A 19,106-nucleotide genomic window follows, 5' to 3' on the forward strand; every position below is an offset into this window, starting at 1 on the left:
AAAGCTAATGTCATTCCTTAGATTCCTCTTCGGCTGCAAGCCTTAGAACCTTAATCAATATCTCTGCCAAAAGTCTTGAATTCCATTTTAGGTCTCTGACATTCTTTACGGTCTCTATGGCTTTATCCAAATCATCTTCCTTTAGATAACCCAAGGCAATTTCTCCGAATGCCAAGGAGCGCAGATAGCTATCTTGTATTTTGTTTGCGTATTTTAATGCTTTCTCTTTTTCTCCAGCCCTCGTTAAAAATGACACCACCTTTACCTGCACGCTCTCATCAGGCACTTTTTCTGCAATTCTCTCCACTAGCTCGATGTACTCTCTCCTCGGAGATTTTATGAGAATGTCGAGCAATTTCTTTGCAGCACTTACCAGTTCCTCCTCTTTTAGAAGTTCAAAGAACTTTGAAACGTGTTCTGGAGAGTCAACAAGCTCTTCTATGATTTCGTTGATGAACCTTTCCCTGTTTCCCTCAACAGTGTTAAAGATATCCAGGGCATTCATGACTTCTCCGCCTTTAATGTAGTACTTTATTATCTCCGATTTTGCCATAGAGCTCCAAGGTTCTTCAAGCAGTTCTTTTGAAACTTTGATTGCTTTAGCAAGCTGACCTTCAGATAGGTATCCCCTGATAATTGGAATAAGCATGCTGTTTCTCACTCTGCCGTCTTTGATTTTCATTGCATAAGAAACAGCTAAATCGTAGAGCTTGAGTTTTAACGCAGCTTCTATCATCTTTTCCAGAGCTCTATTCCGGACTTTAGAAGGCATACGTTCAACCAGTTCAAGAACTCTATTAAAGACCCTTGCAGCGGCGGCTTTGTTTGTTTCTCCTAGATAAGTGGCAAGCTGAATAAGCAAAAAAGCGAGCTCAGCTGCATCTTCAATTTCTTCTGCAGTCTCTAACGCTCTTCTAAAGGCATCCTTGTACTTTTCGTTACCCATGCGGAAAAGCTCAACTCCAATATTAGCATAGGTGAGTGCTCTAATTTTCGGGTCTGCTATTATACCGACGAGATCAAAAATATCACTAATTGTACTCTCTTTCATTGTTCATCATCACAAAAAATTTGATAAAGGAATATTTAACCATTTTGACAATTCTATTTTATACTCATAAAACAAAAGTCGGAAATGAATTCGTCAAAAAACGAATCAGCTGAGTTCATCATAAACTACACTGACAACCTCACCATCGTCCAATGAGACAAAGCTCACTTTTATCTTTTTGCCAGTTTTGGGATCTACTACAACAAAATCAGGCTTCTTAAGGTATTCACTTGAAGGAACACGCCAGACATCGTCGTAATGAAGTTTTAGCTCCTTCATGAACTTCTTTAAATCCTTTTTAATCATCGTCGGCATAGGTATCACCACTATATTATACAACTTTAAAGTATAAAAGCCTTTCTAATCGATGCTTGTCAAAAATAATATCGTCAAATGTCTATATACACAGCATGCTCCCTTGGGGTACCCCTAACTCCCTCGCTACCGGGCGGCATTTAGCCTTTAGAAGATAGAAAATGCGCTCATCCTTAATCTCGCTGAGAGTTTCAAAGTTCCCCTGCCCTTTTGCTATAATGACATCCGCTCTTCTGAAAATCTCCATGAATTCCTCTGAAACCTCTCCAAAGGGAACACCCACAATTCCAGAACCCGTTGAAATTATTGTCCCAATCTCATCAAATTTAGCAGCTTTTAAATCATCTACAGTTGCATCGTTTATTATCGGGGCTTCTTTTCCAGCAATGTAGATATCTAGGTGAGGAAAATTTTCCCGAATCTTTTTCAAGAAGAGCTTATCAAAGTATATCTCACCACAGTTATCAGTAAGGTACAACAAAACTTTGGCATTTTCAAGCCTTTTGAAGAGCTCTTCAGAGCGGTCTATGTAAAGCTCTTCTTTAATGAGCCTCATTATGTCTTCTTCAATCTTTTCCGGGGAGTATCCAACGGCAAAATCAATTACGTTACCCACTATTGCAAGCTTTAACGCTGTTTTAAGGTCAACTTCCATGATAGCTTCAATCTCATTCAAGACTCTCTCAGCCAACTTGTTGGAGGACTCTTTGTAGGCTTTAAACGGATCACGAACTCCAAGGAATTTGTAGAGATCAAAAAATATCTTGCTGGACACTATTGCAGGTATAGAATCTTCTTCAAGCTTTCCCATAAGCTTTGCACAGAAAACAGCGGCTTTCTTTCTTTTTGCTAAGTCTTCTGTGCTCATTTCAATTATCCTCTGGCACTGATTCGCGATACATGTGAAACATTCATAGTGAATCTTCATACCTATCCCATTAAAGTTTGCAATAGATTTAAAAAGCATTAACCGAACATTTGTTCGGTGAGGACAATGGAGGTAATAGACAAGGCAAAATTCGGAAGGTTTCATTACATTCTTCTAGCCATCCTCGGAACGGTGTGGGCATTCATAGCAATAAACACCCTTTCCGTGAGCTTTGTGATTCCTTTGTTAAGCAAGGAACCGGCATTTCAGGGGAGTCTGAGCAAACTTGGAGCAATGGGATCCGCAGCACTGTGGGGGATGCTCTTCGGTGCATGGTTTTTCGGAACAGTTGCCGACTACATAGGAAGAAAAAACGCCTTAACATTGGCAGTTTCGCTTTTTGGATTGGGAAGCATTGCGAGTAGTTTCGCTAATAGCTTGAATCAGCTTATAGCACTTAGGTTTATAGTTGGGCTAGGTCTAGGGGGAGCTCTGCCGGTTGCAAGCTCCTATTTCGCCGAGTTCATGCCCGCAAAAATTAGGGGGGCTATGATATCTATCCTAGAAAGCTTCTGGGCTATTGGTACTATAATAATTGGAATAGTTGCAATCCTCCTAAAAGCCAGCTGGAGAAGCATTCTCCTGTTTGGTGGAAGTGTGTTGCTGTTGCTCCCAATAATACTCTGGCTTCCGGAGTCTCCGAGGTTTTTGGCCCTTAAAGGAAAAACAAAAGAAGCTGAAAGGGTTATAGAAAGAATACTTGGGAGAAAAGCAGAGATCAAGGTGCAAGAGGGCAAGCAAGCAAAGATAACAATAATAGAGCTCTGGAAAAAGTACGGCAAAATAACTTTAATGCTCTCAATTGCATGGTTCAGCATAGCCTTTGCTTATTACGGATTCTTCATATGGCTTCCAAGGTTCTTAGCAGCGACTTTGAAGATAACCGTCTTTAAGAGCTTCCAATACTTTATAATAACCGCCGTAGCCCAGCTACCGGGATACTGGAGTGCAGCTTATCTTCTCGAGAGGATAGGAAGAAAGAAAACGCTCTCTACATATCTGCTGCTCTCTGGCTTGGCTGGAGTCATGTTTTACCACTATGCAAGTTCAGGGAAAGTTTACATGATACTGACAAGCGCGGTCCTCTTCAGCTTCTTCAATCTCGGAGCATGGGGAGCTATATACGCCTATACCCCCGAACTCTATCCAACTGAAGTTAGAGGAACTGGAACAGGATGGGCAGGGGCAATGGCAAGAATTGGAGGAGGATTGGCACCAATATTAGCAGGAAAGATCATGGAGACTTCAACCGTTGGGGTGGCTGTGCTTGTAATTGCTGTGATTTCAATTATAGGGGCTTTGGACGTCCTTACTCTCGGGAAAGAAACTAAAGGAGTGGAGTTAGTATAGATAATCAAGGAATGCAAGCTCCTCAACTACGGGCTTTCTTTTTCTCTTTTCGAACTCCCTCATGTAAAGGTAATCATAAAGCTTTGATATCATATCCATTTCTCTCACCTCCTTTCTTTTTTGGGTTTTCTCTCGAATATAAATAAATTAATTTCCTTTAAAAACATTTTCAGACCTTTTTTAGCTATGAATGAGCAGAAGAATGCAAAACTCTCAGAAAAACTGCTGAATGACCGTGTTTAAAGTTTAATGTATATATATGAGCAATCAAAGCGACTTTCCAAAGGTTTCTTTTATTAAATGGACACACCAGTACAAAGATCGAAGAGCTAAGGATTATAAACCTAGGGACAGCTCTACATATGGTGGAGGAAAATGGTATTAGATAAGCTCGGTCAGTCACTCAACAACGCCCTAAGAAAACTTGCGCGTGCAAGTACCGTTGATGAAGCTCTTGTGAGAGAGGTAGTTAGGGACATTCAGAGGGCTTTACTTACGAGTGATGTTAACGTTCGTCTAGTTCTTGATCTCACCAAGAAAATTGAGAAGAGAGCTTTAGAAGAAAAGCCACCTGCTGGAGTTTCCAAAAAGGAACATATAATCAAAATAGTCTATGAAGAACTGACCAATTTTTTGGGAAAAGAGGCAAAGCCCATAGAGATAAAAGAAAAGCCTACTATTCTCCTAACGGTTGGTATTCAGGGATCAGGGAAAACCACAAGCGTGGCAAAGCTCGCGAGATATTTCCAAAAGCATGGATATAAAGTAGGCTTGGTATGTTCGGACACCTGGCGTCCAGGTGCTTATTTCCAGTTAAAACAATTGGTAGAGCCGTATGGAATTGAGGTTTTTGGAGACCCCGAAGAAAAAGACGCAGTAAAGCTTGCCAAAGAGGGAGTGGAGTACTTCAAAAAGAAGGGCGTAGATGTGATAATAGTGGACTCCGCAGGAAGGCACAAGGAAGAGAAAGGACTCATAGAAGAGATGAAGCAAATAAGCGAAGCGATAAATCCCCATGAGGTCATCCTCGTAATCGACGGAACAATTGGACAGCAAGCGTATAATCAGGCATTGGCTTTTAAGGAGGCAACTCCCATAGGGTCGATAATTGTAACCAAGCTAGACGGTTCAGCCAAAGGTGGAGGGGCTCTTTCCGCTGTTGTAGCAACTGGAGCCCCAATAAAGTTCATTGGTGTTGGTGAGAAGATAGATGACTTAGAACCTTTTGATCCAAAGCGCTTTGTTTCAAGGCTCTTAGGATTGGGGGACATTCAAGGGTTGCTGGAGAAGTTCGAGGAACTTAGCAAGGAGGCTGAATTCAAAGAAGAAGACGTTGAAAAGTTCTTAAGAGGGAAGTTTAACCTCAAAGACATGTATGCTCAGTTAGAAGCTATGAGAAAAATGGGGCCACTCCAGCAGATACTAAAGATGATCCCGGGAATGGGTTATTCTATCCCAGATGAAGTAATTAAGGTGAGTGAAGAGAGACTGAAAAAATTCAAGGTAATCATGGATTCCATGACTGAAGAAGAGCTCGAAAATCCCGAGATAATAAACTACTCAAGGATCAAGAGAATAGCAAGGGGTTCTGGCACTAGTACAAAAGATGTAAAAGAACTGCTCAACCAGTATAAACAGATGAAAAAATTCTTTAAGGGTATGGACAAAAGGAAATTGGCTAAGATGGCCAAGAAGTTTAACTTTGGAGGGTTGGGCATATGATGGAGGCATTTGTTTTAATTATTGTAAAGCCCGGAAATGAAGACCTGGTATATGAAAAGCTGAAGGACATCCCACAAGTGAAGGAGATATACAAAGTCTATGGAGAATACGACATAATTATACGAGTTGAAATTGAGAACATTAAAGAGTTAGACAGCTTCCATGACGAGATTTTAAGGAAAATAAGAGAAATAGAGATGACCGAAACACTAATAGCAAGCTCTTACGGGAGCTGAGGTGATAAAAAAGTGGAGAAGAGGTGGGTAGCGACAATAAATTTAGAAACCCTGCAAATTAAAAGCGATCCCTCTTTTAAATTTAAATGCCTTCAGTGTGCCAACTGCTGCATAAACCTTGAGATACCCCTCAGAGATGAGGATATAACAAGAATAGAGGATTTGGGATTTAACGCGTGGGAGTTCGTGGATTATGAGAAAATGTTCTACAGGGGAGATAAGTTTTTGGGATACGGACTTAAGAAGAGACCGTTTGACGATGGCTGTGTCTTCCTTGGAGAAGATGGAAAGTGCAAGATTTACTCCAAACGGCCATTGGCATGTAAGCTTTATCCCTTTATTCTAATCAAGCACGGACTCGTTATTGAGGTATACGTAAAGGAAGATCCATTCTGTAAGGGAATTAATCATCCAGATGGAGAACATGTAGACCTAGATTTTGTTATGAAGTATTTTGGTGAGGTAATTTCAGAATACCGGCAAAAAATGGGAATCTCCAATCACCAGAATAAACCAGCAAATCTTATAATTTGACCATAAACCGAAACCTATTTATACATTTTCTTGTCAATATTATCTCACCAGCAGGAGGTGGGAGCTTGAGTCAGATAGAGGCAGTTAAAGAGAAACTCCGTGTCATCAGGATTTTAAGGCTCTTAAAAAAGAGCTACACATATGAAGAACTCTCAAGGATCACTGGACTTCCAATAACGGTGCTCAACAGATATGTGAGGGGAAAAGTCCTTCCAAGCACGCAGCGTGCCAAAGAGCTAATAAAGGTTCTCTCCCCATACGTAAACCTTGAAGAGGAGGTTAAGAAGAGAATAGTTTTTGATAAACATGGATTGTTTGATAACTTGAAAATTCTCAGCGATACAGACCTAATGAGCCTTATTGCTGAGAGCGTTGCCTCAAGGTACATGGAGATGGACATAGACAAAATACTAACGGCGGCTACGGATGGAATCCCTCTGGCAATTCACATCGGAAACGAACTTGGGGTAGATGTCGTCTACGCAAAGAAGAAGAAAGAAGTTGGAGTGGAAAAGTTTTACGAGGTAAATTATGTCTCAAGCTCTTCAGGAAGCGTTATGACGTTGTACCTCCCTTCTTGGGCAATTAAAAAGGGAGAGAGAGTTTTAATAGTTGACGATGTTGTGAGGAGTGGAGAAACCCAAAGAGCTCTCATAGAGATGTGCAAGCAGGCAAATGCAACACCTGCAGGAATGTTCTTCCTTATAAGTGCCGGCAATGCAATAGACAGGATAAAAGAGGAATACAACATCCCTGTGGACGTTATGGTAAGGCTTTGACCTTTATTATTTATTTGGAGGATTTAATATGGAAAATTTGGAGAATGAAGACAGGTTTATGATATACAATGTGGCTGGAAAGAGCATAATGGTGGAGGCAAAGCTCGGGGAGGAGTTTGACTTTATCTGCAGTGAGAAGGAATGTGGAGAGAGATTGGAACTGCACGGCGTTATAAAGGTTGTAACCCCTCAAGAGTATCGAAAGGTTCTAAAGGCAACGCTAAACGAAAATGAGGAGTTTCAGGTTATAGAAACTCTAAATCCAATTCCACTAATATTTGAAGGCACGGTAAATGGGGAAAAAGTAAAGTTACCCGCTGAGACTGTGCAAAACTTGGCGAGGAGATTTGTGAGAAACTTCCTAGACCTCTAGCGTTAAATCTTCCTTTACAATGTCCATTGCGACATGGGTGTAAGTCTTTTCCACACCATCTATCCTCAAAAGCTTCTTGACAAACCTGTTCATATCCTCTCTTCCCCTGAACTTTGCGATGACTATTATATCGTATTCCCCCGTAACATCGTAAACACAAGCAACATGGGGATCTTTGGCTATTTCCCTCTCAATCTCAATTATCCTCTTTCCCTGAGCTTTAACCCCGATTATCGTCGTAAGGTCATAGCCAAGTTTAGCGTAATCTAATTTTGGAGCAAACCCTCGGATAATCCCCTCTTCTTCAAGCCTCTTTATTCTGTTATACACCGTTCCCACAGCAACTCCTACTTTTTTCGCTATCTCCCTATATGAAAGTCGGGCATCTTCCTGAAGAATAGAGATTATTTTTCTGTCCAACTCATCCACCATCAGCCACACCAGAGAAAGTTTTGAAGGGAAGTTTAAATACCCTTTGATTTCCGTTAAATTATTTTGTTTAACAAAAGATTTATAAGCCAGTGAGAGAGGATAGGAAACGGGAGTGGACCGGTAGCCTAGCCAGGATAGGGCATCGGCCTCCTAAGCCGAGGGTCCGGGGTTCAAATCCCCGCCGGTCCGCCACAAGTTTGCTCTATTCTAAGACTCTCCTTAAGGCGTTCCACTCCTTCTCGTCCCAAGCATTCTTGTCCGCAACAACTATAAGAGCTCCATTGTTGGAAACCACGTAGTCTCTAACTGCGCTCAGCATCTTTGCTATTGAAGGGAATTCATTGTACAACCTTAAGAACTCCAAGCCTTCTATCAACACTATTCCCCTAAGATTGCTCCTTTTCATCTCGAAGATGTACCTATTGACCATGTCGGTTATCTTGTACAGATCGGTGGGGTAGATTCCATTTGGCCTTTCTATAGTGGTGAAGATGAAGGAATTCCACTTTTCAGATGGCCTTAAGCTCCGCAGAAAAGCAAGAACTGGATAATCTTTCAACTGTGTTTTAATTTGTTTAAACCCTTCTGGTGGAATAATAAGAACTCCTTCAAGCTCCGGAAATTCTGCAACTCTTATATCCTCATTTTTGATGAAACGCGGGCTGGAAACTATTTTGTAATAAAAGTAGAACAAACTTGCACCAACTGCTAAAGCGACTATCTGTCCTACACTCCACAATTGGGGAATCTTAGTCTTAGAAAATAAAGGATAAATTGCAGAGGCAACACCTGAAATCATGAGGGCAATTCCCAATCCCTTTCCATCTCTGCCGTAATATGGGGAGAGAGTTTCAATCGCTATGGCACCAAGTATCACCGTCAAAAGTCCTCCAAATATATACCCATCTTCAGGGTTTCTTTCAATAATGCTCTCCCCTATGCCAAAAAGAGCTATAACAAGGGGCTGAACTATAACGCCTGCCTTGGGAATTGGAACGTTAGCCTCTTCCTTAAGCATAGAAAAGAGACCAAGGGTAAAGAGGGCAAAAGCTAAAGAGACTAAAGCGTTTTCGATCTTTATATTAATAAGCCCGAAGGTTGCCGTTGGAATTGCAGAAATCCACGAAAGTGCGAAGAATAGGGCAGACTTCCGTCTACTTTTGTAATAGGCATACAAAAACAGTAAAACTGCTCCGATCCTTATTATAAATGCCCCTATAATACTTACTTCAAGTGGATGTATCATGGGGCTCCCAAATACCGAATAAATGTTCGATGATTATAAGGTTTTCCGTTTTGTCTCAGATGTGATGGCCCTCATCACCCTTCAGTGCCGGGCCTCGACCATCATCGACGTTTATATATCCTTCAGAAACTTAAAGAGTTTTTCGACAAAGTTAAAAACCCATGTAGGAATTCTTCTCCGGTGATGCTCATGATCAAAGTGAGGGTAATCGGAAGAAAAATCGAGAGAGAGCTGGAGTATCAGAAGGGAATGAAAGTCAAAGACGTCCTTAGGGCTGTTGGATTCAACACGGAAAGTGCAATAGCAAAGGTAAACGGAAAAGTTGCTTTAGAAGATGACCCAGTTAACGACAACGACTATGTCGAAGTTATTCCAGTTGTCTCAGGAGGATAAAAAGAAGAAAGGTCATCCAAGCCTTTCTTTCATAAACTTCTCCAGGTTGTCCATGGCTTCTTCTAACACTGGCACCGGAGCTAAGAATATTGAACGGAAGTGCATTTCTCCGCCCTCGCCAAAGCCAGAGCCGTGGACAAAGAGCACATGGGCGTTGTGGAGGACATCAAGGACGAACTCCTTGTCGCTCTTCCATGGGCCTTCCTCAATCTTGGGGAATATGTAGAACGCCCCCTGTGGCTTCTGGGTGCTTATTCCTGGCATCTCATTAAGGCGCTTGTAGATGTAGTCCCTTCTCTCCTTCAGCTTTGCCATGTATTCCTCAAGGTAGTCCATTGGACCCCTAAGGCCAGCGATTGCCGCTTTTTGAGCCGGGGTGTTTGGACAGAGCCTTATCCTTGCGAGCTTCCCTATTGCTTCTCTAACCTCAGCAAGCTTGTTCTCTGGGTCTACAAAGTACATATAGCCCAATCTCCATCCTGTTGCGAAGTAGACCTTTGAGAGACCGTTCATGACTATTACGGGCACGTCCTTAGTTAATGAACCCGGAGAAACGTGCTTTCCTTCATATGTCATGAGGTCATAAATCTCATCGCTTATTATTGGCAAGTCATACTCACCAGCAAGGTCTATTATCTCTTGAAGGGTCTTCTTTTCATAGAGGGCTCCAGTTGGATTGTTTGGATTTATAACGGCTATTGCTTTCGTTTTTTCTGTTATCTTTTTCCTCATGTCATCTACATCAGGCTGCCAGCCCTCTTCTTCAATTGTCCTGTAAGCCTTAGGAACACCACCGTAGAACTTCACAAGCCCAACGTATGGCGGATAGCTCGGCCCGGGGATTAGTATTTCCTCGCCCCCATCAATAAGTGCCCCAAAAATGAACTGCAATGCCTCGGTAACGGCAGCTGTAACTTGGACATCCTCTGAAGTAATATCCACACCGTTCTTTTTCTTTTCCCTCTCCACAATAGCCTCTCTAAGTTCCCTATCCCCCTCGCTGTCCCCGTAATAGTTGTGACCCTCCATTATTGCTTCGCAATAAGCTTTCTTCATGTGCTCTGGGGGCTGAAAGTCAAACTTCACGGGATCACCGATGTTGAGCTTGATGATTTTTATTCCCTGCTTTTCAAGCTCCCTTGCAGGCAGAACAACGTCCCTAATGGCATACTCAATACTCATCGCTCTTTTTGACGCTTTAACCATAACAACACCTCCGTATAAATCAGAGAAATGTTGTTTTACAAGCATAAAAATTTTTCCTAGCATAAGGTTTCACGTTTTGGAGATAGCTTTAAAAGAGAGAAAGCGTAGCTACTTCAGGCGATGACGATTAGCAAGCATGCTGAGGAGTGATGACGTGAACACCCTCTGAGCCCTTTTCTAACCCTAGGCAATATCGAAAATAAAAATTGCAAAAATCAAAAGAGTGCCCCATACTTGTAGAATATCTGGCACGTTCCCTCATAGGAAACCATGCATGGCCCAACCGGGTTTCTTGGAGTACACTTCTTTCCAAAGAGGGGACACTGTGTTGGCAACGCCAGTCCTCTAAGCACAGCCCCACATATGCATCCCTTCTCCAGATCGGGCAGCTCTGGAGGCTTTACCCTGTAAAATGTTCTTACTTCATAATCCTTATACTCTTTTTTGAGCTCCAACCCACTTTTTGGTATTACACCCAAAGCTCTCCACTTTGCATCAACGATATCAAAGAGAGCCTCTATCGTTCTTTGGGCCTCAACGTTGCCCTCGTATTTCACAACCCTCGTGTACTGGTTTTCTATTTTTGCCTCTCCCTTTCTTATCATTCTCAAGAGCATGAATATTCCCATGAGAAAATCAACCGGCTCAAATCCCGCAACTACCTGGGGAACTCCATATTCTTTTGTTATGTACTCCCATCCTTTCACGCCGATTATTGTCGAAACGTGTCCAGGGTCTATAAGCCCATCAAAAACCGTCCCTTGTTTAATCAACGCCTCAACTGCTGGAGGAGTTAAGCGGTGAACTGAGTATATTTTGAAGTTTTCTATTCCCTTCTCTATAACCTCCTTCAGTATGCCCGCAGCGGGAGCAGTTGTGGTTTCAAACCCCGGAGAAAAATGAACCACCAGCTTGTCCTTCTCTTTGAGTGCTATCTTATAGGAATCGTAAATCGAGTAAACAACTCTAACATCAAATCCCTCACTTTTCAGATCGGCAAAGCTTCCCACTGCTGTGGGGATTTTATACATGTCCCCAAAGGTCGTGAGGATTATCTCCTCTCCCTCTTCTTTTGCTTTGCGCATTATCTCCATCATTGCCGCAATGTCCTCTGCAGGGGTTATGCAGACGGGACATCCAGGACCGCTCATAACTTTAACGTTTTCGGGAAGAAGAGACCTTATTCCGCTCCTCGTCACGGTGTCTTCATGAGTACCACAAACGTGCATCAGCTTTACTTCCCTGCCTATTTTCTCCGCCTCTCGTTTTATCCCTTGGAGGATCTTCTGAGCTAACTCTCTATCTTGAAAGATCGAAAGTTCCATATTCACTCCTCCACGAGTTTCATGACCTCTTCCCAAGCTTTCAAACTCTCAAGGGCGGCTTTTTCATCCAATTTTTCAATGGCAAATCCCGTGTGAACTATAACGTAATCACCAACTTTAACGTCCTTCACAAAGTCTATGCGAGCTTCTCTCCTAACTCCGCCAAAATCAACTATTGCAACGTTATCCTTAATTTCAACTACCTTAGCGGGCATTGCTAAACACATTTTCCTCACCTAATCAAAACTACAGAAGGGAGTTTTTAATTCTTTTTTAAACCATAGGTTGTTCACAAAGTTGTGTATCATAAGAGGCCTATCTCAATCAAAGCCCGTTCTATGTCTTCTAGGGCCTTTTCATCAAGGGGCAAAGCTGGCATCCTTGGGTAACCCACTTCAAAGCCGAGCATCCTCATAGCCTCTTTTATCGCACTTATCTGGTTGTATTTCTTGACGACAATTTCATTGAGGTAGTTTATCATGAGCTGGAGCTTTCTCGCCCTTTCGTACCTTTTCTCAAGAAATGCGTTGTAAAGTTCAACACAAAGTCTCGGAGCGACGTTTGCAACTGCCACGACAGCCCCATGTGCCCCCAGCATCCACGAAGGATACATAACATCCGCGGTTCCGGCTAGAATATTTATCTTATCTCCTACTCTTCTTACAAGCTCTGCTATTCTCCCTATTGACCCGCTTGAGTCCTTTATACCAACGATGTTGGAGTGCTCCTCCACAAGCTTCTCGACTACATCCAGATCTATGTTGATTGTGGTAAACTTTGGAACGTTGTAGAGCAAGATTGGAGCCTCTACCTCGTAGGCAATTCTGGAATAATGAGCGAAAAGCTCCCTCTCGTCAGGCTTGAAGTAGTACGGTGGGGCTATTAAGAGGGCATCCACCCCTATATCCCAAGCTTCTTTCGCAAGCCTTATAGTTTCCTTGGTAGAGTTCTCCGCAACGCCGGCTATAACCGGAACTGGAGACTCCTCCCGCACAATCTTAAGAACCCTAAGCTTCTCCTCAAAGCTCAAATAAGGGAACTCTCCATTGCTCCCCAAAGTTACTAAGCCGTTTAAACCAGCATCTGCAAAGTAGTGGACGAGATCACGCAGCATTTCTTCATTTATTTCTTCTTCATCATCAAATGGGGTTATATGGGGGACAAAAACTCCTTCAAACATAGGCATCAATTTAAAAAGGAGCTTTACCTAATTAAACCTTGCGGTGAGAGAAATGAGATGTTTGGTGATTGGACATTTAACCCACGACATCATAGTAAAAGATGGAAGAAAAACCGAGAGAATCGGCGGCGGAGCATATTATTCATCCCTTGCACTCTCAAAGTTCTGCGAAGTTGTTGTTTTGACTAAAATCGGAAAGGACTTTCCAATTGAGTGGCTTGAAGAGCTCGAATCTTACGGAATATCAACGATAATAATTCCCTCTGAAAAAAGCACAACTTATGAACTCCTCTATCTAGACGAAGAGAACAGACAACTCAAGCTCCTCTCCAAGGCTGATTCCTTCACACTTGATGAAATCCCCCAAGAAAAGTTCGACATCATCTTGCTAAATCCCGTTGCAAATGAGATTCCTCCAAAGGCCTTAGAGCTCGTAAAAGCCAAGGAAGTTGCCGTGGATATTCAAGGGTTTATTAGAACCTTTAAAAATGGCAGGGTTGGGTTAAAAAAGATAAACGGAGAGTTTTTAAAAAATGCACATGTTGTCCATGCAGACGTCAATGAGTTCCAACACGTGAAAAACCTAAACCCGGATGATCTTGAGGTTCTTTTGGTCTCAAACGGTTCTGAAAGTGGAGTAGCTTATCATAAGGGAGAGAAGTACATCTATTACCCCCTCAAAATAGATGCAAAGGAGCCCACAGGAGCTGGAGACGTTTTCCTCGCAAGCTTTGCATATTTCTACAGGGAATGCCCCTTCATTCAAGCCCTAAAGAGAGCGAATGCCTTTACAGCAGCGTTTCTAGAGAGAAGAACCATCGACTTCCCCATTGCTGAAGCCATGGAAAAGGCTAAATTCGTAAAGGTAGAAAAATTAAACACCGATGAGGAAACGTCAGCACGCTGAGGGATGATGAAAAGGGACTTGACCGAGGTGATTGTATGGAGCGATACGTCCTCCTCCTAAAAGCCCCCAAGGGATACAACATAAATCCAATCAAGGAAGAGATAGAAAAGCTCATACAAACCAAATATCCAGAGGTTAAGGCCGAGCTTCATAGGTGCATAGGCTTAACTGTAGACCTCGTAATACTGCACAAAGACGGTATAGTGCTCATAAAGAGGCGCAATGAGCCGTATAAGGGCTACTGGGCACTGCCGGGAGGATTTGTAGAGTATGGGGAGAGAGTAGAAGATGCTGCCATAAGGGAAGCAAAGGAGGAAACCGGGCTGGATGTCGAGCTTTTAGAGCTTATAGGTGTTTACAGCGATCCGAACAGAGACCCGAGGGGGCATACAGTTACAATAGCGTTCTTAGCCAAAGGAAGGGGAAAGCTGAAAGGAGGAGACGATGCGAGTGAGGCAAGGGTCTTTAAGCTTGACGAGGTAAAAGATTTGAAACTCGCTTTTGATCACGGAAAGATTATAGAAGATGCGCTCCGCCTTTTGGGTGGTTATGATGATAGACAAAGTTGAGTTTGGGAGAATAAGCGTGAATAGAAAAGAATACTCTCACGACATCGTTATCTACCCCTCGGGAAAAGTTGAAAGGCGCAAAAAGTGGATCTCAAAAGAAAAACACGGGACAAGCCACAAGCTCGACCCAGAGGAGCTGAAGAAATACTTAAAAGAAGACTTCGAAGTTCTCGTCGTTGGAACGGGCATCTATGGGATGCTTTCACTCCTTCCAGAAAGCAGAAAGCTAATAGAGGGGAAAGAAGTAATCGAAAAGCCCACTCCTGAGGCGGCAAAAGTCTTCAACGAGCTCAGGAAGAAGAGAAAAACACTGGGGATATTCCACATCACCTGCTGAGCCTTCCAAGGAGGAATGCCAGAGTTAAAAACGTCACAAGGGCTATCACTTCGCTCCCAATTACATTAAAGCTTACAAAAATCGGAAGGGCGATAATGCCAAAAACTATACCAACGATTATGAACATAAGGATTATCTGCGGCCATCTAAGCTCGGGAATACCAATCTCTTCTCCCCTATATCTGAAAAAATAAAGCATCGTTATGGAAGACGCTATAAACGGAAGGAAAAGAGCATAGGGCAATAAAACAAAAGCTTCCGGGTTATAAAAGACGCCGAGAGTTACTAAGGAAAGCCCCAAGAAAGTCGGAATAAGAGTCATTGACATAACTTTTGCAATGACAAAGTCTCTCTTTTTTATGGGGAGAGTTCTGAGGAAGTCCAAATTTTTCCCCTCAGTCTTGAGAACTGCATCAGCACCCGGAACGGAAAACAAACCAATCATAAAAAGCACGGATAAAAGGTCTTCTAGCCTTAATCTTCCACTTTGAAGTGCAGATACAAGTGTCGGAAAAATTACGTAGATGGGGAAGAGAAAAGCTACAAGCATCGCCGGTTTTCTAACGAATATCTTGAAATCTTTTAAAACCAAAGCTAAGATTTTGCCCCTTGGCGATGCCCTGAACTTTGAGATGCCGCGCCTTTCCGAAACCACAGGGGGCTCGAGAATCTTTTTCCATACTCCTTTGAGGGTTAAATGATACACGAGTCCAAAGATACTCAAATAAGCAAGAAAAAGTGCCATACTTCGCAGAGGGTCAAAGATAGAGGAGACGACAAAAGGATACGCAATAAAGTACTTTTCCACTATTCCAGCAACCTGTTCAGAGTGCTCCCTTATGTAGTACTGAAGGTAGTTCATCATCATGAACATGCCTATAAAAATCAGAAACATCACAACCCTGGCAAAGCTCTTCAAAGAATGGCCCTTTCCTGCCCTTTGGTGTATCCTGAGAGAGAAAAAATTAACCAAGAGCAATCCAAGTGTGTGTCCTAAAAATAACCCTAGCAGCAGCCAGAGGACTGCAAGAAGCCCCGATAAAGGGTATTTCACCATAAGGAAGAGTGCACTTGGGAGGACTGTAGCTAAGGACGGCGAAATTTCAAGAAGCAAAAGACCGCTGAGATATCTGGAGCCCATTTTTATTGGGAGGAGCTTTAAAGGTTCAAACAACCCCACCGAAAGAACATAGGAGGTCTGCACTGCAGTAACGTACATCGCAAAGACAAACGGTATCAACGCAAGGGACACCATTAGAGAAGAAAGAACCAGCTTCTCATTGGTAAAAGCAAAGGTAGACGCCATCAACAAGCCAAATGGAAGGAAACCAAGTACCTGAACTCCAATGCTCCTTTTAATGTTCATCGCATTTTTAATTGCCTTTTGGAACTGTCTCTCATCGTTTGCTATCAGAGGGTTTCTCTTTGCTATCTGGTAATGAAGCTCGCGATAAAGGACTTCCAGCATAAAACCACCTATAAAGCCTCTTTCAGAGCCTGCAAAATATTTTCCACTTCTCCTTTGCTCTCCGTCAGCTTGAGGAAAATATCTTCCAAGTTTTCTTCATGAACTTTCTCTTTTAACTCCTCCATTGTTCCTTCCACAATAAGCTCTCCCTTATAGATAAGCCCAATTCTGTCGCATATCATCTCTGCTAAGGGCAACACATGAGTGGAAAACACTATGCTCTGCCCCTCTTCTTTGAATTCGAGCAAAAGCTCCCTTAATATCTTAGCACTTTTAGGATCAAGGCCGTTCATGGCTTCATCAAGAACAAGAACCTGTGGGTCGTGAAGCAGGGCAGAGATGAGAGAAATTTTCTGCTGTGTGCCAAAGCTCAGCGTTCCGATAAACTGATCGAGGTACTCCTCAATCCCAAAGGCTTTGACAAGATAGTTAACCCTCTCCTCCAGCTTTTCTTTAGCAATTCCCCTAACACTCCCAACGAAATTAAAGAACTCTTCTGGCGTTAAGCTTTCATACAGAACAGGTGTTTCGGGCACAAATCCCACGACCTCTTTCACCTTTACGGGGTCTCTTAAAGGGTCAATGCCCGCTATACTTACACTTCCAGAAGTCGGTTTGAGTATACCAACCAGAATCTTCATTGTGGTCGATTTTCCACTTCCGTTGGGGCCTAGAAGCCCATAAATTTCGCCATCATTAACCCTAAAGCTTATCCCGTTGAGCACTGTTTTCTCGCCAAACCTCTTAGTGAGATTTTCCACCACGATCATAAACTTGCCTCGATTAATTGAAAACCACTGCTCTAATAAACCTTTTGAGAGAGATTTATAACCATGAAATGCAAAAATGATAACATGAAAATCCTACTCGTCACGGGAATCCTTGCGGAGCCTCTGGTTAGGAAGTATGGAGAAGGATGCGATGTCTTTGTATGTCCCGTTAGTGTTGCGGCTTTTCTTACCCCGAGAATGATTGTAAACTGTTTAAAAAAAGCCTGTATAAGGGATTACGATCTCATACTAATCCCCGGACTCGTGAGAGGGTCGGCACAGGAGATAGAAGATGCCATTGGAATTCCTACGTTCAAAGGCCCAAGAAACGCTTACGACATACCTCAAGTAATCCAAGCACTCAAAAAGGGGTTCAAGCTGAGCAAAGAAATCCCCGCCGATGATCTGTTTGAAATAGATGCCCTCAAGAAAGTCGAAGACATTAAAAACCAAACAAAAAATAAGAAATACATTGAAAAAGCCCTCAAGAAGCCCCATAACTTCCTCATAGGAAATTTGCCAGTTGGACTTGACTTTCCGCAGAGAATAATAGCCGAAATTGTAGATGCCTCAAAGCTCAGCTTCGAGGAGCTTTTTAATAAAGCCCTCTATTACCTCAAAAGTGGAGCGGATATAATTGATCTGGGGATGGTGAGTGGGGAAGAGAATCCTGAATTCGCTGAGATAATTCCAGAGCTTAGAGAAGCCCTAAAAAGCTCCGGCTATAAGGTTCCGATAAGTTTCGATTCCTTAAACCCAAGAGAACTTGAAAGAGCCCTTGACTTTGCGGATCTGTTTTTAAGCGTTGATGAGAGCAACCTAGAAGTTATGATAACTGAAAAGCCCGTCGTTTTGATTCCAACTAACCAAGAAAAAGGCTATTTCCCCATCAATCCCAAAGAGAGGGTTGAATTCTTAGAGAAGCTTAAAGAAAAAGCACTTTCCTTGGGGTATAAGAGAGTCATTGCAGACTTGATTCTTGAGCATGTGCCCAATTTAGCCCGTTCCATCTCAGCCTTCCAGCTCTACAGAGAAAGGCACGAGAAAGATGTCCTCTTAGCTGGAGTTGGAAACGTTGTGGAGATGATAGACGCGGACAGCGTAGGAATTAACGCCCTATTGGCAGGAGTTGCGAAGGAACTGAACATTTCACTCCTCCTCACTACAGAGGTGAGTCCTAAGTGCAGAGGAAGCGTCAAGGAGCTAAGAAGGGCTTTGGACATGATGTTCTTCGAGATTCCCAAGGATCTTGGCTTTGACCTACTGCTCTTAAAAGAAAAGAAAAGCGAAAGTGTTACCTATGAAGTAAAATCCCCCGTTGTGAATGCCAAGGAAAAAGGCGTGAAGCTTGAGGATATCTACTTTAGAATCTTCCTTAAGGATGATAAGATATGGGTGATAGCCCACAAGGGCACTAAACAGCTTCTAACGGTGGTTGGAGAAGAACCAAACGCAATAATTGACACAATCTTGGAACACTTTGAAATTTCGCCCAGACACGCTTTTTATCTCGGAAGAGAGCTAGAAAGGGCAAAAACTGCTCTCAAACTAAGGAGAAGTTATCTGCAAGAGGGCGAACTCTTCAAGGACTTCTACTGAGGAAAAGTATTAAAACCAAAAATGCCAACCCATAACGAGGGTGATGAAAGCCTATCCCGAGCCCCATGGCAATGAGGAGTACAGCCAGGGCTGATCAGGGATTTTCAAAGAGCGGAACTCTTGGCTTCTTAAACTTCTCTTCCAGCTCCGCCCTTTTTGCCCTAACTTCCTCCAAAAGCTCACCTATTTTTTCGTTTTCATGCTTTCTTGAAAGACTTACCAGAATCCCCTCGATAAAGCCCAGTATGGAAACGTTTATGAAATCCTCCCCTTTTTTGCTCGAGAGCTCCTTCTGAAGGGATACAAAGGAATCAATAGCCTTAAGGAGATGCTCTTCATTAAGCTCCTTACACAATGCCTTAACCCTCTCAACTTCCTCCATAGGA

General features: G+C 42.7%; 23 protein-coding genes and 1 tRNA gene. 12 read left to right on the forward strand and 12 right to left on the reverse strand.

From position 1 onward, the window contains the following. Positions 1-10: 10 nt before the first annotated feature. The 3 genes from NF859_RS07280 to NF859_RS07290 form a co-directional block, all read right to left on the reverse strand. Positions 11-1,051: a tetratricopeptide repeat protein gene (locus tag NF859_RS07280; RefSeq protein WP_252743650.1), complete on the reverse strand. Its 1,041-nt coding sequence runs from the start codon at positions 1,049-1,051 to the stop codon at positions 11-13. A gap of 105 nt (positions 1,052-1,156) precedes the next feature. After that, positions 1,157-1,366 carry an RNA chaperone gene (locus tag NF859_RS07285; RefSeq protein ID WP_087037464.1) on the reverse strand — a complete coding sequence of 70 codons (210 nt, stop codon included), beginning with the start codon at positions 1,364-1,366 and terminating at the stop codon, positions 1,157-1,159. An 82-nt stretch (positions 1,367-1,448) separates the two neighbouring features. Next, entirely contained in the window at positions 1,449-2,294 is an 846-nt protein-coding gene (locus tag NF859_RS07290) for a damage-control phosphatase (protein ID WP_252743651.1), read from the reverse strand. Positions 2,295-2,360: 66 nt separating this feature from the next. Between NF859_RS07290 and NF859_RS07295 the strand changes: the two genes are divergently transcribed. The 6 genes from NF859_RS07295 to NF859_RS07320 all read left to right on the forward strand — a co-directional run bounded on the left by NF859_RS07295 (position 2,361) and on the right by NF859_RS07320 (position 7,288). Next, the gene (locus tag NF859_RS07295) at positions 2,361-3,644 is read left to right on the forward strand and encodes an MFS transporter (RefSeq protein WP_252743763.1); all 1,284 of its coding nucleotides are present in this window, start codon (positions 2,361-2,363) and stop codon (positions 3,642-3,644) included. A gap of 375 nt (positions 3,645-4,019) precedes the next feature. Next, positions 4,020-5,366, forward strand: a complete 1,347-nt coding sequence (locus NF859_RS07300) for a signal recognition particle protein Srp54 (protein WP_252743652.1) — start codon at positions 4,020-4,022, stop codon at positions 5,364-5,366. After that, entirely contained in the window at positions 5,363-5,602 is a 240-nt protein-coding gene (locus NF859_RS07305) for an Lrp/AsnC family transcriptional regulator (protein WP_058946968.1), read from the forward strand. The genes NF859_RS07300 and NF859_RS07305 overlap by 4 nt, the downstream gene beginning before the upstream one ends. 12 nt (positions 5,603-5,614) lie before the next feature. Next, positions 5,615-6,136, forward strand: coding sequence for a YkgJ family cysteine cluster protein (locus NF859_RS07310; protein ID WP_252743653.1), 522 nt, complete (start codon positions 5,615-5,617; stop codon positions 6,134-6,136). Positions 6,137-6,201: 65 nt separating this feature from the next. Then, the gene (locus NF859_RS07315; RefSeq protein WP_252743654.1) at positions 6,202-6,915 is read left to right on the forward strand and encodes a phosphoribosyltransferase family protein; all 714 of its coding nucleotides are present in this window, start codon (positions 6,202-6,204) and stop codon (positions 6,913-6,915) included. A gap of 28 nt (positions 6,916-6,943) precedes the next feature. Continuing rightward, positions 6,944-7,288: a hypothetical protein gene (locus NF859_RS07320; RefSeq protein WP_252743655.1), complete on the forward strand. Its 345-nt coding sequence runs from the start codon at positions 6,944-6,946 to the stop codon at positions 7,286-7,288. On the opposite strand, the gene NF859_RS07325 is transcribed toward NF859_RS07320, so the two are convergent. After that, entirely contained in the window at positions 7,277-7,723 is a 447-nt protein-coding gene (locus NF859_RS07325; protein WP_048874713.1) for an Lrp/AsnC family transcriptional regulator, read from the reverse strand. The two genes, NF859_RS07320 and NF859_RS07325, sit on opposite strands and share 12 nt — an antisense overlap. Positions 7,724-7,834: 111 nt before the next feature. On the opposite strand from NF859_RS07325, the gene NF859_RS07330 reads away from it, so the two are divergent. Continuing rightward, a tRNA-Arg gene (locus NF859_RS07330) sits at positions 7,835-7,912 on the forward strand. A gap of 10 nt (positions 7,913-7,922) precedes the next feature. On the opposite strand, the gene NF859_RS07335 is transcribed toward NF859_RS07330, so the two are convergent. Continuing rightward, complete coding sequence (locus tag NF859_RS07335) at positions 7,923-8,966, reverse strand: DUF835 domain-containing protein (RefSeq protein WP_252743656.1); 1,044 nt, start codon at positions 8,964-8,966, stop codon at positions 7,923-7,925. Positions 8,967-9,155: 189 nt separating this feature from the next. Here NF859_RS07335 and NF859_RS07340 point away from each other — a divergent pair, with 189 nt between their 5' ends. Then, positions 9,156-9,359, forward strand: coding sequence for a MoaD/ThiS family protein (locus NF859_RS07340; RefSeq protein ID WP_252743764.1), 204 nt, complete (start codon positions 9,156-9,158; stop codon positions 9,357-9,359). A gap of 12 nt (positions 9,360-9,371) precedes the next feature. Here the strand turns inward: NF859_RS07340 and NF859_RS07345 are convergent, their stop codons facing one another. The 4 genes from NF859_RS07345 to dapA all read right to left on the reverse strand — a co-directional run bounded on the left by NF859_RS07345 (position 9,372) and on the right by dapA (position 13,076). Then, positions 9,372-10,565, reverse strand: coding sequence for a pyridoxal phosphate-dependent aminotransferase (locus tag NF859_RS07345; protein ID WP_252743657.1), 1,194 nt, complete (start codon positions 10,563-10,565; stop codon positions 9,372-9,374). Between the two features lie 215 nt (positions 10,566-10,780). Next, positions 10,781-11,890, reverse strand: a complete 1,110-nt coding sequence (gene hypD / locus NF859_RS07350) for a hydrogenase formation protein HypD (RefSeq protein WP_252743658.1) — start codon at positions 11,888-11,890, stop codon at positions 10,781-10,783. Between the two features lie 2 nt (positions 11,891-11,892). Further along, entirely contained in the window at positions 11,893-12,117 is a 225-nt protein-coding gene (locus NF859_RS07355) for a HypC/HybG/HupF family hydrogenase formation chaperone (RefSeq protein ID WP_004068835.1), read from the reverse strand. 77 nt (positions 12,118-12,194) lie between these two features. Next, positions 12,195-13,076, reverse strand: a complete 882-nt coding sequence (dapA, locus tag NF859_RS07360; RefSeq protein ID WP_252743659.1) for a 4-hydroxy-tetrahydrodipicolinate synthase — start codon at positions 13,074-13,076, stop codon at positions 12,195-12,197. 46 nt (positions 13,077-13,122) lie between these two features. Here dapA and NF859_RS07365 point away from each other — a divergent pair, with 46 nt between their 5' ends. Genes NF859_RS07365 through NF859_RS07375 form a run of 3 tightly spaced genes read left to right on the forward strand, consistent with a single transcriptional unit; the run spans position 13,123 to position 14,883 of the window. Further along, the gene (locus tag NF859_RS07365; protein WP_252743660.1) at positions 13,123-13,977 is read left to right on the forward strand and encodes a PfkB family carbohydrate kinase; all 855 of its coding nucleotides are present in this window, start codon (positions 13,123-13,125) and stop codon (positions 13,975-13,977) included. A 35-nt stretch (positions 13,978-14,012) separates the two neighbouring features. Next, a complete protein-coding gene (locus tag NF859_RS07370) occupies positions 14,013-14,546 on the forward strand; it encodes an NUDIX domain-containing protein (RefSeq protein ID WP_252743661.1) in 534 nt (177 codons plus the stop codon). Next, entirely contained in the window at positions 14,530-14,883 is a 354-nt protein-coding gene (locus NF859_RS07375; RefSeq protein WP_252743662.1) for an Mth938-like domain-containing protein, read from the forward strand. The genes NF859_RS07370 and NF859_RS07375 overlap by 17 nt, the downstream gene beginning before the upstream one ends. Here the strand turns inward: NF859_RS07375 and NF859_RS07380 are convergent. Beyond that, positions 14,873-16,351 (reverse strand): permease-like membrane multi-spanning protein, encoded by a 1,479-nt coding sequence (locus NF859_RS07380; RefSeq protein WP_252743663.1) that lies wholly within the window; start codon positions 16,349-16,351, stop codon positions 14,873-14,875. The genes NF859_RS07375 and NF859_RS07380 overlap by 11 nt on opposite strands. Before the next feature lie 8 nt (positions 16,352-16,359). Further along, complete coding sequence (locus NF859_RS07385) at positions 16,360-17,121, reverse strand: ABC transporter ATP-binding protein (RefSeq protein WP_252743664.1); 762 nt, start codon at positions 17,119-17,121, stop codon at positions 16,360-16,362. A gap of 84 nt (positions 17,122-17,205) precedes the next feature. Between NF859_RS07385 and NF859_RS07390 the strand changes: the two genes are divergently transcribed. Continuing rightward, complete coding sequence (locus tag NF859_RS07390; protein WP_252743665.1) at positions 17,206-18,720, forward strand: dihydropteroate synthase-like protein; 1,515 nt, start codon at positions 17,206-17,208, stop codon at positions 18,718-18,720. Positions 18,721-18,814: 94 nt separating this feature from the next. On the opposite strand, the gene NF859_RS07395 is transcribed toward NF859_RS07390, so the two are convergent. Next, positions 18,815-19,102: a DUF3216 domain-containing protein gene (locus tag NF859_RS07395; RefSeq protein ID WP_252743666.1), complete on the reverse strand. Its 288-nt coding sequence runs from the start codon at positions 19,100-19,102 to the stop codon at positions 18,815-18,817. Between the last annotated feature and the right edge of the window lie 4 nt (positions 19,103-19,106).

The organism is Thermococcus alcaliphilus (assembly GCF_024054535.1).
GTDB classification, from domain to species: Archaea; Methanobacteriota_B; Thermococci; order Thermococcales; family Thermococcaceae; genus Thermococcus_A; species Thermococcus_A alcaliphilus.

Bases quoted from the DNA above. Each gene is read 5' to 3' on its own strand.
- NF859_RS07380 (WP_252743663.1), bottom strand. From the start codon at position 16,351: ATGCTGGAAGTCCTTTATCGCGAGCTTCATTACCAGATAGCAAAGAGA.
- NF859_RS07285 (WP_087037464.1), bottom strand. From the start codon at position 1,366: ATGCCGACGATGATTAAAAAGGATTTAAAGAAGTTCATGAAGGAGCTA.
- NF859_RS07390 (WP_252743665.1), top strand. From the start codon at position 17,206: ATGAAAATCCTACTCGTCACGGGAATCCTTGCGGAGCCTCTGGTTAGG.
- dapA (WP_252743659.1), bottom strand. From the start codon at position 13,076: ATGCCTATGTTTGAAGGAGTTTTTGTCCCCCATATAACCCCATTTGAT.
- NF859_RS07375 (WP_252743662.1), top strand. From the start codon at position 14,530: ATGATAGACAAAGTTGAGTTTGGGAGAATAAGCGTGAATAGAAAAGAA.
- NF859_RS07335 (WP_252743656.1), bottom strand. From the start codon at position 8,966: ATGATACATCCACTTGAAGTAAGTATTATAGGGGCATTTATAATAAGG.
- NF859_RS07280 (WP_252743650.1), bottom strand. From the start codon at position 1,051: ATGAAAGAGAGTACAATTAGTGATATTTTTGATCTCGTCGGTATAATA.
- NF859_RS07395 (WP_252743666.1), bottom strand. From the start codon at position 19,102: ATGGAGGAAGTTGAGAGGGTTAAGGCATTGTGTAAGGAGCTTAATGAA.
- hypD (WP_252743658.1), bottom strand. From the start codon at position 11,890: ATGGAACTTTCGATCTTTCAAGATAGAGAGTTAGCTCAGAAGATCCTC.
- NF859_RS07345 (WP_252743657.1), bottom strand. From the start codon at position 10,565: ATGGTTAAAGCGTCAAAAAGAGCGATGAGTATTGAGTATGCCATTAGG.
- NF859_RS07385 (WP_252743664.1), bottom strand. From the start codon at position 17,121: ATGATCGTGGTGGAAAATCTCACTAAGAGGTTTGGCGAGAAAACAGTG.
- NF859_RS07340 (WP_252743764.1), top strand. From the start codon at position 9,156: ATGATCAAAGTGAGGGTAATCGGAAGAAAAATCGAGAGAGAGCTGGAG.
- NF859_RS07305 (WP_058946968.1), top strand. From the start codon at position 5,363: ATGATGGAGGCATTTGTTTTAATTATTGTAAAGCCCGGAAATGAAGAC.
- NF859_RS07300 (WP_252743652.1), top strand. From the start codon at position 4,020: ATGGTATTAGATAAGCTCGGTCAGTCACTCAACAACGCCCTAAGAAAA.
- NF859_RS07290 (WP_252743651.1), bottom strand. From the start codon at position 2,294: ATGAAGATTCACTATGAATGTTTCACATGTATCGCGAATCAGTGCCAG.
- NF859_RS07370 (WP_252743661.1), top strand. From the start codon at position 14,013: ATGGAGCGATACGTCCTCCTCCTAAAAGCCCCCAAGGGATACAACATA.
- NF859_RS07295 (WP_252743763.1), top strand. From the start codon at position 2,361: ATGGAGGTAATAGACAAGGCAAAATTCGGAAGGTTTCATTACATTCTT.
- NF859_RS07320 (WP_252743655.1), top strand. From the start codon at position 6,944: ATGGAAAATTTGGAGAATGAAGACAGGTTTATGATATACAATGTGGCT.
- NF859_RS07365 (WP_252743660.1), top strand. From the start codon at position 13,123: ATGAGATGTTTGGTGATTGGACATTTAACCCACGACATCATAGTAAAA.
- NF859_RS07355 (WP_004068835.1), bottom strand. From the start codon at position 12,117: ATGTGTTTAGCAATGCCCGCTAAGGTAGTTGAAATTAAGGATAACGTT.